The organism is Vibrio sp. Of14-4 (genome assembly GCF_022347625.1).
Lineage (GTDB): Bacteria > Pseudomonadota > Gammaproteobacteria > Enterobacterales > Vibrionaceae > Vibrio > Vibrio pristinus.
The window spans coordinates 113529-129782 of record NZ_JAKRGI010000010.1; the positions used below are offsets into that span (position 1 = coordinate 113529).

At 41.8% G+C, this 16254-nt stretch carries 16 protein-coding genes; 7 read left to right on the top strand and 9 right to left on the bottom strand.

Features of this window, described 5'->3' with window-relative positions; all coding sequences use genetic code 11:
- The first annotated feature begins 110 nt into the window (after nucleotides 1–110).
- The 4 genes from MHN79_RS11500 to MHN79_RS11515 all read left to right on the top strand — a co-directional run bounded on the left by MHN79_RS11500 (nucleotide 111) and on the right by MHN79_RS11515 (nucleotide 2482).
- Nucleotides 111–629: a hypothetical protein gene (locus tag MHN79_RS11500; protein WP_239173010.1), complete on the top strand. Its 519-nt coding sequence runs from the start codon at nucleotides 111–113 to the stop codon at nucleotides 627–629.
- A gap of 159 nt (nucleotides 630–788) precedes the next feature.
- Nucleotides 789–1280: a hypothetical protein gene (locus MHN79_RS11505; RefSeq protein ID WP_239173011.1), complete on the top strand. Its 492-nt coding sequence runs from the start codon at nucleotides 789–791 to the stop codon at nucleotides 1278–1280.
- Between the two features lie 391 nt (nucleotides 1281–1671).
- Nucleotides 1672–1884, top strand: a complete 213-nt coding sequence (locus tag MHN79_RS11510) for a YgdI/YgdR family lipoprotein (protein ID WP_239173012.1) — start codon at nucleotides 1672–1674, stop codon at nucleotides 1882–1884.
- Nucleotides 1885–2113: 229 nt separating this feature from the next.
- The gene (locus tag MHN79_RS11515) at nucleotides 2114–2482 is read left to right on the top strand and encodes a hypothetical protein (RefSeq protein WP_239173013.1); all 369 of its coding nucleotides are present in this window, start codon (nucleotides 2114–2116) and stop codon (nucleotides 2480–2482) included.
- An 82-nt stretch (nucleotides 2483–2564) separates the two neighbouring features.
- On the opposite strand, the gene MHN79_RS11520 is transcribed toward MHN79_RS11515, so the two are convergent.
- The 3 genes from MHN79_RS11520 to MHN79_RS11530 form a co-directional block, all read right to left on the bottom strand.
- Nucleotides 2565–2780 (bottom strand): hypothetical protein, encoded by a 216-nt coding sequence (locus MHN79_RS11520; RefSeq protein WP_239173127.1) that lies wholly within the window; start codon nucleotides 2778–2780, stop codon nucleotides 2565–2567.
- A 196-nt stretch (nucleotides 2781–2976) separates the two neighbouring features.
- The gene (alr, locus tag MHN79_RS11525) at nucleotides 2977–4149 is read right to left on the bottom strand and encodes an alanine racemase (RefSeq protein ID WP_239173014.1); all 1173 of its coding nucleotides are present in this window, start codon (nucleotides 4147–4149) and stop codon (nucleotides 2977–2979) included.
- A gap of 23 nt (nucleotides 4150–4172) precedes the next feature.
- Nucleotides 4173–5804: a methyl-accepting chemotaxis protein gene (locus MHN79_RS11530; protein WP_239173015.1), complete on the bottom strand. Its 1632-nt coding sequence runs from the start codon at nucleotides 5802–5804 to the stop codon at nucleotides 4173–4175.
- A 365-nt stretch (nucleotides 5805–6169) separates the two neighbouring features.
- Here MHN79_RS11530 and MHN79_RS11535 point away from each other — a divergent pair, with 365 nt between their 5' ends.
- From MHN79_RS11535 to MHN79_RS11545, 3 genes are all read left to right on the top strand, one after another.
- Entirely contained in the window at nucleotides 6170–8011 is a 1842-nt protein-coding gene (locus MHN79_RS11535) for a carotenoid oxygenase family protein (protein WP_239173016.1), read from the top strand.
- A 69-nt stretch (nucleotides 8012–8080) separates the two neighbouring features.
- Nucleotides 8081–9694, top strand: a complete 1614-nt coding sequence (locus tag MHN79_RS11540; RefSeq protein ID WP_239173017.1) for a D-arabinono-1,4-lactone oxidase — start codon at nucleotides 8081–8083, stop codon at nucleotides 9692–9694.
- Between the two features lie 90 nt (nucleotides 9695–9784).
- Complete coding sequence (locus MHN79_RS11545; RefSeq protein ID WP_343283928.1) at nucleotides 9785–10825, top strand: hypothetical protein; 1041 nt, start codon at nucleotides 9785–9787, stop codon at nucleotides 10823–10825.
- 48 nt (nucleotides 10826–10873) lie between these two features.
- Here MHN79_RS11545 and MHN79_RS11550 read toward each other — a convergent pair whose 3' ends face one another.
- Genes MHN79_RS11550 through MHN79_RS11575 form a run of 6 tightly spaced genes read right to left on the bottom strand, consistent with a single transcriptional unit; the run spans nucleotide 10874 to nucleotide 16239 of the window.
- Nucleotides 10874–11701: a hypothetical protein gene (locus MHN79_RS11550; RefSeq protein ID WP_239173019.1), complete on the bottom strand. Its 828-nt coding sequence runs from the start codon at nucleotides 11699–11701 to the stop codon at nucleotides 10874–10876.
- Nucleotides 11694–12140, bottom strand: coding sequence for a hypothetical protein (locus MHN79_RS11555; protein ID WP_239173020.1), 447 nt, complete (start codon nucleotides 12138–12140; stop codon nucleotides 11694–11696). The genes MHN79_RS11550 and MHN79_RS11555 overlap by 8 nt, the downstream gene beginning before the upstream one ends.
- Complete coding sequence (locus MHN79_RS11560) at nucleotides 12130–12525, bottom strand: hypothetical protein (RefSeq protein WP_239173021.1); 396 nt, start codon at nucleotides 12523–12525, stop codon at nucleotides 12130–12132. Before MHN79_RS11560 ends, MHN79_RS11555 begins: the two co-directional genes overlap by 11 nt.
- A gap of 6 nt (nucleotides 12526–12531) precedes the next feature.
- Nucleotides 12532–13851 carry an EscN/YscN/HrcN family type III secretion system ATPase gene (locus MHN79_RS11565; protein ID WP_239173022.1) on the bottom strand — a complete coding sequence of 440 codons (1320 nt, stop codon included), beginning with the start codon at nucleotides 13849–13851 and terminating at the stop codon, nucleotides 12532–12534.
- On the bottom strand, nucleotides 13835–15880 hold the full coding sequence (locus MHN79_RS11570; RefSeq protein WP_239173023.1) for an EscV/YscV/HrcV family type III secretion system export apparatus protein: 2046 nt from the start codon (nucleotides 15878–15880) through the stop codon (nucleotides 13835–13837). The genes MHN79_RS11565 and MHN79_RS11570 overlap by 17 nt, the downstream gene beginning before the upstream one ends.
- Nucleotides 15877–16239, bottom strand: a complete 363-nt coding sequence (locus tag MHN79_RS11575; protein ID WP_160927476.1) for a hypothetical protein — start codon at nucleotides 16237–16239, stop codon at nucleotides 15877–15879. The genes MHN79_RS11570 and MHN79_RS11575 overlap by 4 nt, the downstream gene beginning before the upstream one ends.
- Between the last annotated feature and the right edge of the window lie 15 nt (nucleotides 16240–16254).

Consider the following 16254-nt stretch of genomic DNA (forward strand, 5'->3'; position numbering starts at 1 on the left):
AAACTTGTGACATAAGGTAAAATACAGATACTTTTATTGTTTTTTATATCAATATGACTAGCCACGCTTCAGGAAGAAGCAATCCCAGTATAACGTATTGGAATCGTGTTATGGTTAGCTCAATTAATTTAAATCCTCAACTGTCATTAGATCCTTCAAGTAGCAGCACAGAGTCTGTAGAAAGCCTACGCAATACTATTGCATCAGTGAAGAACGTCGATATTTCTAAAACTTCAAATCCTCATGTATGTATGAACGAAATGAGTGAAGAAAGAAGCTTCTCTCTCATTGTTACAGGTAAGGGGAATGGTGCAGATAATTTTGCGAGAAAAGAGCCTAGTCGGCATCAACAACGCGTTGAGCGTGATGCAAAAGCCCGTGCCGCTGTTTTTGGCCAGAAAAAGGAAGAAAAGAAGGGGCCATTTGCTCAAACAAAAGCCTTGGCTCAACAGTCTGAGGATTATCAGAAAAAACGAGCGGCTAAAGCAGCGGCTCGAAAGGCAGAAAAACAACCTCAGCAATCGTGTACAAGCAATAAACCTGGCGGAGTAGAGGGCGTATTTCAGAGCCTAGATAAAAATGGTAAGAAGTTGAATGACTTTGTTGGTGTTCTAAAGATGTTTAAATAAAGACTAGCCGGCACCTGAATAAAGCGAGAGTCTGCAACATTTTTTGAATTTTTGACCAAGTTTCATGATTGAATCAAACCAATCATGTTTATTCACTTGTGTGTCAGAATTGCTTTTATATCATGATTCCAATAGATATTTTTAAGTGACCAACAGCTCATGAACAACCATATTCTCCCTATATCTGCTAGCGATCATAGCACGATATCTAGTGATTCAGCTCCGGAAAAAAGCTATTTGAATGCAGAAGTCATTCAACAAACTGAGAAAGGTTTCGATCAAATAGACTTGATTCTGGCGTTAATGAATAGACTCGCCATGAACTCAAAGCAGCTCATTTTACTGCTCCTGCTAGTCAAGTTAAAAACCAGTATTATACTGACCATACTTAGCAATATCCCAGATGACCCAATTGCCTTATCTCTACTAAAGGGGCTTAAAGAATTAGCTAAAAAGTTGGAGGGAATGACGCCTGAAGAAGGCTTTGAATTTGATTCTCAGATAACATTAGCAAGCCTAAACAGCTTTGAGGAAAGCTATCAATCTAGAGCATTAACGGATAGAGAGGTAGACGAAACAAATTCAATTATTTTGCAACTAGAAGAAGTGCAGAAAACGATCAAGTATTGGTTGCAAGGATTATCAACATAACATAAGACCGAGTTGCTAGTTTCACGAAGCTAAAATTAAGCAATACGTATGAAATCCAGTTTTCTGCGGTAAAGTTTACTCAAGGTGGGTACACAAGAATCTTTTAATGAGGATTTTCTAACACACAAAACCGCATAATCATCTAATACTAGATGGTCATGGCCAGCACTAATCTCATACAGCCATCTCGAAAAACACGAAGTAGGGGAAAGGCTCCTTTTCTCGATTACGTATATGTCAAAGCCTCAAACATAACCATAACGTCCAACTTACGACGTGTTGACTTTCTATAGCAAGGTTAGTCTTAAGATAAGGCTAGCTTGTTTTCTATTAGCGACATGAAAACAGCAAATGGAAGTAATGACACTTGAGAGTTCTATGGAGTATAAAAATGTTTAAAACTACGATTGTTACGGCTTTTTCATTGGTTATTTTAGCTGGTTGTGCCTCTCCGCAGCAAATCGTGTTAAAAGATGGAACCACATTAGATACACCTGATGAAGTTTCATATAACGAAGATACCGGGTTTTACGAGTATGAAGACGTGGCTGGAAAAACCCAAACCATTAATAAAAATGAAGTTTTAAAGGTTAACGACTTGTAATAGACACAGCCCAAAAGCAAAGTTGCTTTTGGGCTTTCATTATCATTTGAATTCGTCGTGTTTTTTTAAGAAACTCGTATAAATCGAAGTCCTTAATGGAAGGATTTGGATCAACAAACTCAACGAGTTTTGGCACATCTAGTTTCTTGAAAAGTTTTTCATGGGAACATATCCGATAGACGTTTTTCTACTATTTGAAGCGTATCAATCTAATTAGTTGGAGAGTCAGATGAAAAAACTGACAATTGCGATAGTATCATTACTATTTTCTGGTTTGGCTCTGGCACAAGACAGCGCACCTTATTTAGTTTCTTACCAAATCTATCAAAATGATAAATTGCTTGTTGCACCAAAACTAACCTTGCTAAGCGACCGCGAGGGTACTTTTATTATTGGTTCTGATGCGGAGGAAATTGAAGTCACAACGAAGATCTCTGAAGTACAAGGTAGCAAAAACACCTACCGTTTAGTCAGCAGCCTCGTGATTAATGATCAGAACCTTGTTCGCATACAACAAAATATAGCCGCTGGGAACTCTTTCTCTTTTGAGGCCCCAAAGTATAAGATAATTGGCGAGTTCAAGAGGTCCAAGCCATGAACTACAGACACTTATTGTTGAGTGGTTTGTCGAAGGCCTAGACCGCGCAAAACGTGGGTGAGGGGATTGCTCATTGTCGCCGCTAGCGGCGTATTTTCATTGCGTACTCTTTGCATTGCTTAACGCTCCACTCGGGCATGTTGAGTTCTTTGGCCACAAAACCCCAAGGATGTTCAACTTGTCGAGGGCTGATGTTGAGTATGCCGCCGGCTGCATCAACTTGACGAAGGCGGCGTTCGCGAACATCTTGCAGCACTTTAAAACGATTAATGTCTCGGTCACTCATGGGAATTAGCATCGGTTGAGTTCCTCAAAGCTCAGCGTGTTCATTAAGCATAAGAGGACATTTTAAAATGGCTCAAACCTAAATTGCACCTACATTACCAGTGCGCATTATGTATATTATGTTAAATTAAGTGTCCAATACTAAAGAGTGCATCTGCACTCCTAGTCTATATGCTTACAACGTGTCTGTTGCATTCAACATAACCCATTTACCAAGGAAAGATCAAGTCTGCATTTTCTTCTAACTCACCAATGGTAATCTGTTCTTTTGCTTGTTTCCCAAATAATGTTACTTCTTGGCCTGTAGAAACACCTTTAATATCAGTTACATCTACCATGGATGTATTCATTGATGTTTTTCCAACGACAGGCGCTCGCTGACCGTTAACAATGACGTAAGCTGCATTACCCATTTTTCTTGGATATCCGTCTGAATATCCGACTGGCAAGTTGGCCAAAACACTGTCTCGTTTTGTAGTAAAGCTACTATCGTATCCCACCGTGGAATTGACTGGTACGTGGTGCAATGACGCAATACGGGTTTTAAAGCTCACGATGGATGGGTATTCTGGATTTGTTGGTAAATCACCATACAGAACGCCTCCGGGTCGGACCATATCCAACTGAGCCTCTGGTACATTAAGCGCTGTAAATGAGTTCGATACATGTAATAAGATGTTGTCTCGGTCCAGCTTTGAGTTCTCGATTAGCCAAGAAGAACTTTGTTTAAATTCAGCCAGTTTGCTTCTGACTTCTTCCGCATCATAATTGGGAAAATGCGTCATGATACCAACAACTTCAACAGATTCACTGTTAGCAAGTTCCACCGCTTCTAGCTTGCCCGCTTCTGTTGTCATATCAATGCCATTGCGTGACATGCCACCATCATTTAATGCCAAATGAACCTTAACTGGTTTTTCTAGGTTAAGTGCTTTAATTTGGCTTGCTTGGTGCGCGCTACCTACGAGCTCTTCAACATCTAAATCTAGGACTTGCTTAATTTCATCTATATCAGCCGATCTAACTCGCACAAGCTGGCCTCTAAATCCTCCGTCTCGAACTGCTCGAGCTTCAGCATTACTCGCAATTGCAATACATGGCACATTAAGCTCTAGGATCGTTGGCATTAGACCTCTGATTCCGTTGCCATAGGCGTCCGCTTTCATCACTACACACAGCTTTGTGTTTGAATGTAAATGAGAGCGAAACTGCGCCATGTTTTGTCTAAACTGTCCGAGACTGATTTCTAACCAAGAATTAGATTGGTTAACTTGAGTCATACTCGGAGGCGTTTCAGGTAATATAACTCTCGCAGCATTACCTGAAAGCGGAAAAAGCACAGAAGCTACTGCAAGTGAAACTAACGTGACTCTAAACACCATACAAGGTTCTCCTTATATACAACTCAGTCGAGTTTGAACTTACCCATCGCCTGTTGTAACGATGAAGATAATCTACTTAGTTCTTCACACCCTTTTGCCGTACTGACGGAGCCTTCAGCCACTGATTGAGCTGACAAATGTATACTTTCTATATTTGAACTTAGTTCTTCTGCGACACTGTCTTGCTGGTTACATGCGCTCGCGATTTGGGTTCCCATGTCAGCAATACCTGATATAAATTCATTAATAGCGGTCATGAGTTCTTTTGACTGGTTGCCTTGTTCAACACAAGTTTCTATCTGTTGGCGAGAGCGGTCGGTTGTTTCCTTCGCTTGACTGGCTATAGCTTGTAGCTTTTCTATAATGCTGGTAATTTCGCTTGTTGAATCTTGAGTTCTTCCTGCAAGTGTTCTGACTTCATCAGCAACTACTGCAAAACCTCGCCCAGACTCCCCTGCCCGCGCGGCTTCAATTGCTGCATTCAAAGCAAGTAGGTTTGTTTGATCGGCAATGTCTCGAATAACATCGACTATGGTATTAACTTGGTTAGATTGCTGCTCAAGCTCAGCAACATTGTCACCGGCCTCGCCGATGATTTTTGCAACATTTTCAATAGATTGAACCATTGTTTGGGTGTTGCGAGCCCCTTCTTTCACTTTGCCATTAGCTTCGTTTGCTTGTTCGGCTGAAACTTCAGTGGTGTGTGCAACATCAGCCACCGACGATTTCATTTGGCTCATTGCACTAGCCACATGTGTGACCTGAGACTGCTGGTCTTGCATTTCTTGAGCGGACTTGTTGGAGACTTGAGTCATTTCATCAACTGCGCTCCCCAGTTCTTGTACAACGGTGACGCTTTGATTGATCAGTTCTCTCAAGTTTTGCTGCATTCTGAAAGATGCGTCTGCAAGATCTCCTAGCTCATCACTCCCGAGCCGAGAGCGATCAAGAGTTCTGGATAGGTCACCTTCTGCGATCGCATTGGCTTGTTTAACAACAGCGGCAAGCGGGTTACATATGATTCTGGTAAGGAACATAGTGATAATAACCATGACAATCACAATCAGAGCATTGATCACCATAGCCACATTGCTCAGGCTATCTAGTGACGATAGAATATGCTCTCGATTACTATTCATCGCACCTTTTAGAATGCCCACTAAGATATTGATGTCTGCTTCTACTGATTCGAAATCGCTAAGCGAGTTTGCAAGAATTGGATAAGCAGTTTCCTTGTCCATGTTCTTCATCGCTTGGTCGAACGAATCCATGGTTTTGAGGTAGCCCTGCCACTTCTTTTGTAGACGATTAAATGTTTGTTCTTCCTCACCGGGCCAAACCGTCTTTCCATAAGCGGCGAGTTCGGTGTTGATTTGCTCTTTTATTTTTTCATTTGAGGCGATTGTAGTTTGAACTTTGTTTTGGTCGCTCATCGCAAATACAGCAAACTGAGCACGTCGCCAAAGAGACATTTTGTCTCGAACAAAATCTACCTGCTCTACCGCAGGTAATGTGTCGTCAGTGAAGTTGAGAAGCTCTGCTTTGTTGTTTCGAAGTTCGCTCAGAATCATGATGCCAAAGCCCAAATTCATTGCTGCAATAATTCCGAAAGAAAAAGCAATTTTTTTACCAATCGAAAGGTTTTTGATATACATAAGTCACTTACCTTGTCCAAGTGCTTTTATCCTTCACGCAAGCACCTGAAGCGTACTCTTATACCCTAATGGCGAGTGGGAAAACTCACCCACTCATTAATAACCAAACACTCAGTAAAGATAGACAAGGATAATGGGGATAGCGAATCTTATGCATATTTGAAGAGAGAAACTAGTGACAGCGTAACTACTGATTGGCGCTAGGATACTCAAAAATATACATTTTTATTGACTTAAATCTGTGTAATTACTGAAGAAATTTCAATACTTATCGATCACATTTCATAGTTCCCTACTTTTTCCAATGGGAGCTGTAAATTTCTCCTAGTGTCAATTGTATTCCTAGAAAATATAGAAGCGATAACATGCAAAGACGCACATTTCTAAAAGGGTTAGCTGGAGCAGCCTGTATGCCTAGCCAATTGTTTGCTTCCACAGGTTCGGACAGCTCATTATTTCCTGAATCCATCATGCGCGCCAACTTAACGCCTTCTAGTGGTGAACTACAGTTACTTTACGGTCAGATGCCAATTGATATTACTGGCCATGTTTTTTTTGCTGAAGGTATTCCCCTCGAGAATGATCATCTAAGTCCTAGCGGTCGCGGTGCCTTGAGTAGAATCGATTTTTCTTCAGACAAGTCGACATTTACCCGTAAAATGATCGACACCCCCTCAGCTATTATGCAGCAACATATTGATTATTGGCCTGATAAGTTTAACTTACTCGGAGGCATGGCATATCATAGCCCTACAATGGGGTTCGTAAATTATTGTAATACTGCTCCAAATCACCTTGGTGATAATCGATTTGCTTTGAGTTACGAAGGTGGCGTGCCGTACGAATTTGATGCAGTGACATTAGATTTGGTGACTCCCATTGGGCACTATGACGAATGGCAAAGCAGCCTTCCTCCATGGATGGATGCTTTCACCCCAGACAAATGGTTATTCCCCCAAGTGCGGACCACTGGACATCCCTACTTTGATCTTGATTCAGATGAATGCTTTACCATTAACTACGGCGGTAACATATCAAATACTGGAACGAAAAATGGTTTCATCCGTCTTCTTAAATGGGACAAGCAAAGTGAACTTAAGGGATGGGATATACTAGGCCGAGATGGACGACCGGCATATATTGCAGCAACGGCCCACTCTTTGGGTGTAACTCGGAACCATATACTTATCTTCGAGACGGCGGCTCAAGTAGAACCTCTCAGAATGATAGGTATTCGGTCTGTATATGCCCAACAGCATCGAACACCTGTGTGGGTGATTCGTAAAAAAGATCTCTTGGAAGGACGTGACATTGTCACTGCTGACTATATTGAGCTGAATTTCGATACCTCAGATGTCATGTGTAACTACGATGACCATGATGATGAAATTACGATTTATGGGCAATACTTAGGTGCCATGGACAAGTCTGAGCCTCAGTACAATAGAGATAAACTTGTCTTTGGTGGAAGAGTAAGTAGCAGTCTATCTGGTTACCCTGCTGCTCCAGTCGATGTCGGTGGCCTTGTGCGTGCTCGTCTACAGGTCAAAAGTAACTCGGTCAGTGAGATTGCCGGTGATTTTAGATTGATTAGAGATGATCAGCTATTCTGGGATATGAACGATCCTGCTTATCGTGGCCACTTCCAATTCCCCGAACAATTTGAACATATTTATTGGGCCGCTGTGGGATATCGGAAAGGACATGTCATTGAGCGCGTTGCAGATGCTTACAAGGACTACCCTAACCGTCTATTTAGCAACGATTCATTACCTCAACAAGATCAACCTTCTGCATTGATACACATGGATTGCCGCCAAATGTCGGTGACAGATGCTTATCAGTTTCCTGCGGACTGTGTGATGAGAACCCCACAGTTTATGAGTAAACCAAACAGCTATGGACAAGACGAAGGCTATGTATTTACGGCAGTTGTCCGTAAACACCCAACCAATCCGTCTGGTAACGGTAAAGAGATATGGCTATTTGATGCTCAAAACCTAGCCCAAGGTCCATTAGCTATATTAGGACATCCAGAGTTGAACTTTGCCACCACAAACCATGCACTTTGGGTACCGAGTATAGGTCCGAGACCCATGAATGCCTATAAAGCGCAAGTGGCAGAGTTTTTTACACATCGAGCTCCCAAGCATCGTCGTGCTGTTCGTCAAGTGATTGAGCAGCAGATCCTCCCCAGATTTGGCTGATGTTTTCATAACGTTAAGTTTGAAGTTGAAAATGCCTAATGGAACTAAGCTTTAAAAAAGGAATATTTAATGAAGATTAAAACCTTAGCGTTAAGTACTACGTTAATACTGACCGCATTAGGGACAGCCTATGCTCTTCAAAATGCAGAAGTAGAAAATGAAATTTCTAATTACCAAGGAACTCAAACCTGTTACCCAGAAGCTATTTACGACCCGAATTCGATTGAAGGAGTCCAAGAGGTTGTGAGAGACGCGCTCTTGCGTGGCAAGAAGGTTATGACTGGAAATCGTAAATTTGCTAGCCAAATTGATGCTGCATGTGCAGGCGATGGAGAGATACAACTTACCCTAAGAAATATGGATAAAATCGTCCACTTTGATGCAAATAATCAGCTGGTAACTGTTGAAGCTGGAATGAGGTTTAATGATTTAAATGATTTCCTTCGCGAGCAAGGTTACGCAATAAATATGGTTACAGAATTAGCCATATTTACTGTTGGAGGCATGCTGGGAAGTGGTACGCATGGCTCGACCCTAGAAAAGCCCAGTAACATGCTTGCCGATTATGTAACGCAGCTTAAAGTTGTCGATGGTGAAGGTAATGTTCGTACTTTAAGTGGTGATTTATTAGATGCGGCAAGGGTCAACTTAGGCGTCTTGGGCGTTGTTGTAGAAGTCACACTTGCTTTTGAAGAAGCATTCAAAGTCAAAGCAGAAGTGACAGGGTATCGTGATGATTCTGGGTTGGAAGACAAAGTATTAGATATCGCTCGGAACAATTATTCTGCGAATATTGCTTGGTTTCCAGGGCTGGGCCGCTACACCACCACACTCTACAATCCAGTACCATTGGATACCGAGGGGCAGGCATATAATGCTCAAGCCGATGTTTCCGATGCCGAAGAGTTTTTCTTCGGGTTGTTATTCAATGCTGCTCATGAGTTCCCAGGAACAGGCTTGCAATGCCTAGCTGCAACCGCACGTTACAATGCTAGGGCAAAATCTTACTTCAGAGATAGTATTTCAGGAAAAAAGGTTGATAACCCCGTAGGTTACTCTGACCAAATGCAATATTTTAAATGCAAAGATCCAAACAAGTGCATTTGGGATAGGCTCCCTATCGCACTTCAGGAAGTTGCGATTGATATAGAGCGACTTCCTGATTGGATAAGTGATGTAAGAAAGATTGTTGCAGAACATCCCAGAACTTGTTTTCCTCTAAACGGTATCTACTTTCGATTTGGAAAAGCTTCAGACAGCTACCTTGGAATGAGCGCTGGACGCGAAAGTGCATTCGTTGGCATTGAATATACTCTGCGACAAGAAGGTAAAAAAGAACCTAAGAATTACTTTGTCAATCTAGAGATTGAACAGATGTCATTGCGTAAATATAACGCTCGTCCTCATTGGGGGAAAAATTCTGTGGCTATATTTGAAGATATGCCTTCTCGATTCCCTATGTGGCCAGAGTTTTTACAGGCGAAAGCAGAACTGGACCCACACAATGTATTCACTAATCCTTTCTGGGAAAGAGTGAGTGGCAGTATTCCTATGGAAGATTACTTAACACCAGGGTGTAATGTTCGAGGCGAATGTTATTGCCAAACGGATGAACACTGTCAGTCTGGTACGCAGTGTAAGGAAGGACTTTACTTCTCCCAAGCTCGCATCTGCCGCAAATAACCACGACGTTCGGCCGTATCTCATTACGGCCGAACATCAGCCTATAAAACCTAATTGAACTACACGGAACGTTTGACTATGACTCTCAAAATGATACCGTCGATCATTGCCATTCTATGTACTTTATTTTGCTCTGCACTTAATGCAACAACATTAGATGATCTTAAACCTCATGTACCGAGCTCTGATAAAACTTGGGCAGAACAATGGTTCTATAATGTGGCAGTGCCAGATGTGGGCTATTTTAAGATAAGCTTACAAACTTATATTGCCCCTAATTTTACTATTCCAACACCTAAAGCATACGTTCATCTGGCTTTCACACCACTTAATGGAAAAACCGTCAAATACGATATTTTTCGAGATGAACTCATCTTAAAAGGGTTTGATGATGTTAACCAGTTTCACTATGAGATACCCGGTATAGTGACGGCAAACCAAGATCAATTAGAAGTCCATTATAATGACTTCAACTTTACCATGAGGTGGGATGGTGAACATTCTCATTATTGGCGAGGTTCCAATCCAGGACAAACACCATTTGGCATCATACCTGAAATTCCCGGTGTGGGTGGTAAATGGTTTCTTTATACCGTAGGGACACCGATACAATACACTTTCTCAGACAACTCACGTTCCCTGTTTGGCTCCGGTTACGCCCAAGTAGACAAAGGATGGTACGATAAGGAATCAAGTGCAGGAATGATATATAGTATGGGCTTATCTGATGAGCTCTATTATATGTTTACAGGTGCTAAGATTGGCACATCAAACATTGAACTATGGGCTGGTCGATACATTTCGGATAAATATGACCTTATTTTCTACCCTGCTATTGGTAACTTATCAGTAAAGCGCGAATACGATTCTTGCGTCGGTTATTTTAAGCTGGAAATGAATAAGATAAAACACAAGATGGTTATGGAAGTCAAATCGCCACTTGAGGATTTTTACCCATTAGAGTTTCCCTCAGTAATTATCTTTGGTGGAGAGCAAAAATATATGAAGTCGATGACCGCAAATGTTCAATTTTCGTTATATGAGTTTGGTCAACTCGAAGAGTCTATTTCTATGGACCAAGCATTACTGGAGTTCAGTGGTCCATTTTATTGTGACGCTTTACCTAAATAAACAGATAAAAGCGGAAAGTGCTCTTTCCGCTTCTTCTCACTTGGGTTGCTATGCTGAGATTTCAAATGAATCATTAGCGTAGAAAACCACTCCATCAGGGCTGACAACCAATTCCCCTTTAGTGACACATTGGTTGTCTGAGATAATTTTACTCTGTGCTTCACAAACTAAATCTGCTTCAAATGTATTTCCATTTTCAAGATTTAGTAAATCTTGCAAGCTTACATCAAGACTCGCAATCTTAACGTAGCTAGTCTTATCAGGTAGCGAATAAGAAGGATACGTATCGTTCACAAACCAAGTCTTTCCTTCTTTGTATTGGACACTTGCTACTGGTTTTCCCCACCATAAAATAGCGCAACCTTTATTTGGGTTATGGCCATCTTTTAGCCATACACCTTGACCATTAAATATAGGTTTTGTATCGGTAAGATAACCTGCGATCAAAGGGACACTAACGGTCACTTGTGGTGCTAGATAACTCTCCCAACCTATCGTTAGACGTTTTATCCAAGCAGCCGAAAACCCAACAAGAACAAATTGATATCCATTACATTGTACAACAGGGTAAATATTATTCGGTAATTGACGATCTTCCCCTTGAGTATTGATATCCCTTACAAATGGGATACCTACTACAGAAAAAAGCGCTGCAACCATAGTGGGTAACAGATCATCAGGTATAGTGGTTAAAGATGAAGTTACTTCAATGCCTGCTGACCATTCGTGTTTACTGCACCATATACCACTGGTATTGTCTGCCCGATACGACCAGAACGTACCTTCCTGCTGATTCACTCGTTGAAGTGAAAGATAACACTGCTTATTACTCAAGCCAGAACCTATGACTTGTGCGAAATCTATCAAATTATTCATACTTCATTATCTCCAGCTGAAACGGTATTTTTGATTGAGATAAATGCTTACTAAACTTTGGAGCAATGCGATTGATTGCTTCGCTCTGCTTTTGGTCTTTAGGTTTTAGCTGTAGTGTTACTACCTGAGCCTGCCATGAGGCGACAATCGTTAACCCTGTCATAGGACCATTCAACAAGCGAAATGTCAGGCGATTTTCTTGCCTAAATATTTCCGCATTTTTCCATGTAACCACACGATTAACCTCAGACAACTGGTGTACGATTGAAGGCAATAGTCCTGTTGAATGAGCGTTATTTTTGGCGTTTTGCTCAATGTCATTTCTATTGGAGAACAAATTAGCAAATTTTTGCCTTAACTCAGGATCAGCATCTCGCCTCGGTGTTACACCCTCTACGCGCCAGTGACGTGAGGATATTTGTTCAATTTTATTGCTCATTAAGGACCCCTTTTAACTTTTCTTGTCCCCTAATCAGTAGAGCTTTTTGACGAATCAACTCTGCTTTCTCACACTCGATCTGGGCTATGCGTTTGTCCAAGTAAATTATTGATTCGGCTTTCGATCGCTCTTGTGTATATTGGCTATGTTTATCACTGACGAGTTGATTTAGTTCGTTACGAGTAAGTAGATTGTCATTCACCTCTGAATCAACAAGTGCTGCTCTAGACTCAGACCATAATTGATAAACCTGTATTCGTTCCGCTTTAACCTTGTTTTGTTCTTCATCTAACTTGCGCCACTGAGCTAGCAGTTTTTCTTCTTTTCTCTTACGAATAGAGATAAGCTGCCTAATAAAGCTTGCTTCTTTAGCGGTAAGAATCATTAGTCGCTATCTCGTACATAAACCATTTAAACTACTTAACGTGTCATTAAACGGGGCCATCTCGCTGGTGTCTTGACATAAAAAACGCTCTATCTCAGCAAATTTATCAACAGCCTCATCAGTTAAAAGATCTTGTCCTCGCTGATACTCACCAACACGGATTAACAACTGCACTTCTTGATATAAAGCAAGCAGGTTGCGTAAATGCTTGGCGTCAGTTTTATGCTGAGCAGTCACAATCTGATCCATTACTCGGCTTACACTAGCATTAACGTCGATAGCAGGATAATGCCCCGCTCCGGCAAGTTTTCGTGATAAAACAATATGGCCATCTAAAATTGAGCGAACTTCATCTGCAACAGGCTCGTTCATGTTGTCGCCCTCAACCAACACTGTATATATACCGGTAATACTGCCAAGGGGAGCAGGCCCTGCACGCTCTAATAGCGACGCTAAATATACAGACACGCTTGGTGGAAAACCGTTAGCTACAGGCGGTTCTCCTGCCGCTAGGCCTATTTCCCTAGCTGCTCGAGCAAAACGAGTCACTGAGTCAACCATAAGTAGAACATTTTTATCTTGGTCTCTAAAAAACTCGGCAATAGTTGTCGCGGTTAATGCGGCTTTCATTCGCTCAAGTGGTGGTTTGTCAGAAGTAGCAACCACGAGCACGGTTTTTTTTCTTACTTCAGGGGGTAAACAGTATTCAATAAACTCTCGAACTTCTCTGCCTCGTTCACCGACTAATGCCAGAACGATCACATCAGCATCACAGTTTCCAGCAAGCATCCCTAGTAAAGTACTTTTGCCGCCACCAGCAGCGGCAAAGATCCCAACACGCTGGCCTACCCCTAGCGTTAACGTGGAGTCGATCGCCCTAACCCCAGTATGCATGACTTTACTAATAAGTTTTCGCTTGAGCGGGTTTGGTGCACTACCTTGGTTGTTGCGCCATTGGCCAAACCAGTTTCCTTGATCCATTGGACGACCTAAGCCATCAACCACTCGTCCCAAAAGCTCTGGGCCGACTTTGACTCTATGCCCATGCCCCAGCGGCTCAACATGCATATCAACCCCAATACCATTTGTACTTTTAAATGGAGAAAGCCAGGCTTGCTGCCCTTTAATTGCAACAACTTCTGCATGCAGGCTATCACCTATCAAACAAAGCTCTCCAAGCTTTGCATCTGGAAGCGTTGAACGAATTAATGTCGACGTAACTTCAAGAATTTTTCCAAACCTGCGAAAAGGTTTAATGTCTGGCAGATCTGGGAAAAGCTCTTTCTCGAGTTTTTCTGTCAATTGAATACTATCCGGCAATTGCATTAGGAGCCTCCCCAAACGTATCAACCCTCGCTATAACCTTGATACTTGCATCTTCACCAATTTCTTGGAATGAAAGTACAGGAGTCATGGGCATTGTTGACTCGATAATTTTACGTAAATACCGCCTTACATCTAAGGATGTAGAAACCACGCATGGAATATGTTCAGGTACCTTATCTTTAATCAAAGCGATTATGTGTTGCTCATCTTCCGGCTCAAGTGCACTATAAGCGCCAACCGCCGACTGACGTATCGACTCTCTAATCTGATTCTCTATTCCATCCCCAATTAAAACCATAGGAATCCAGCCTTCAGCGACTGTGAACTTGCGTCTTATATGCCTTCTTAAAGCAACACGTACATATTCTGTGAGCATAATGGTGTCTTTCTCTTTCGATGCCCACTCAACCAAGGTCTCAAATATTGTTCGAAGATCCCGAATAGAAATATTTTCTTCCACAAGGCGCTGTAGTATCTCAGTGATTTTGCTTACTGGTAAAAGCCTCTGCAGCTCTTTAACTAGCTCTGAATAACGCATTTCCATCGAATCCATCAAATAGCGTGTTTCCTGCACCCCGATAAATTCTTTGGCGAAATGTAGTACCGCGGTCTCAACAATGTAGTTGATAATTTCATTGCCTTGATAAAAAGTTGTCCCACTAGCGCTTATCTCGTCAGCATGTTCTGATGAATACCAGTAAAGCGTTTGCTGATTGAAAACCAGTTTACCTTGTTCGCCTTCTAGTCCCTCGATTTTGGCTAATGCTAAAATCGTTTGTCTCGGAACATGCAGCGTTAGGATCGGCTCCTGATAAAGGAAGAGTTCAATATCTTCGTTTTTGCCATTTTTTAGCATTTGGATCTGAATTTCAGGTATAGGTAACCCAAGGTTTTCGAACAAGTTCCAACGAAGACTATGCAGTGATTTAACGATATTTTCTTGTGGTATTTCACTGCCAACTGCCAGCATAAGCGGCATAGCACCCGGCGTCATTTCTTGGTCTGTAGAGTCTTCTTGCCCCGATTGAGAAACAAACCCTTGGTTTTGTTCTTTGGCAGAGTTTTTCTTCATAATCCAGAAAGACGCGCCCAACACAGCCAACCCGAGTGGTGCAAATACAAACCATGGGAAACCTGGAATAATCGCAAAAACAAACATCACTGCAGCAGCCATCTGCAAAGAAGAAGGTTGACGTGACACTTGTTCAACAAGTTCATTAGCTAGGTTGCTTTTTGTCTCTCCAGGAACACGTGTGACGATTAAACCTGCTGTAATGGAAATAAGGAGCGAAGGGATCTGAGCAATCAAGCCATCACCAACCGATAATATTGCATAGGTATTAACTGCTTCTGATGCAGACATATTATGTTGCAAAACACCAACCGCAATACCGCCAAATATATTAGTTAAAATGACAATAACACTAGCAATGGCATCGCCTTTAACGAATTTCATTGCTCCATCCATAGCACCGTAAAGCTGGCTTTCTTTTTGTACGACGGAACGCTGGCGTTTTGCTTCTTTGGCATCAATGATCCCAGCACGCATGTCACCGTCAATACTCATTTGTTTACCGGGCATACCATCGAGCGAAAACCTTGCGCTTACTTCAGCTACGCGCTCTGAGCCTTTCGTAATAACAATAAACTGAACTATCGTAATAATGGCAAAGATAATAATACCAACAGCAAGATTACCTCCCACAACAAAATCACCAAATGTGTAGACTATTTCACCAGCATCATGCTGCAGTAAAATCAGTCGACTAGTACTGATGGTCAACGCCAAACGATACAAAGTCGTTATCAATAACATTGATGGAAATGCCGAGAACTCAAGAGGATCTCGAATGTATATTGCAATCATCAGTAAGATGATGGACATGCCAAGGTTTAGAGCGATCAATACATCGACTAATGTCGTTGGTAATGGCAGAATCATCATAAAGACGGCAACAACCAACATGGCACTTAAAATAACATCTTGCCTACCAGCCACTTTAGCCAGCCAACGAGTTGCGATTGTCATAACTTATTCTCCCCTGCTAATTGCATGAGAAACTCACGTTGTTTTTTGCATACCTCAAACCAAAGCCGTGCATCAAACTTAGGTGGACAGTGTGTACTTATAAAAAGTTGATTTTTGATGGTGAACAGGCGCTGAGGTAGACCTTTAAAACGTTCAGGTTGGTTTCTCTTTAGCGCCTTTCCCAAGTCGAGGTTATTGATGTCAATTAACCATGAAGTCAACATTAAACGATCGTCAATAACTTCTAGTCTAAGACCATAAGGGGATTGATGTATCTCGAGGATCTCAGCTACCTCTGTATGAGGAAGCCGAAGTAAAGAAACCAGTTGCTCTACGTTTCTTAACACTTGCAGGTCCATAATCACTCCTATTTT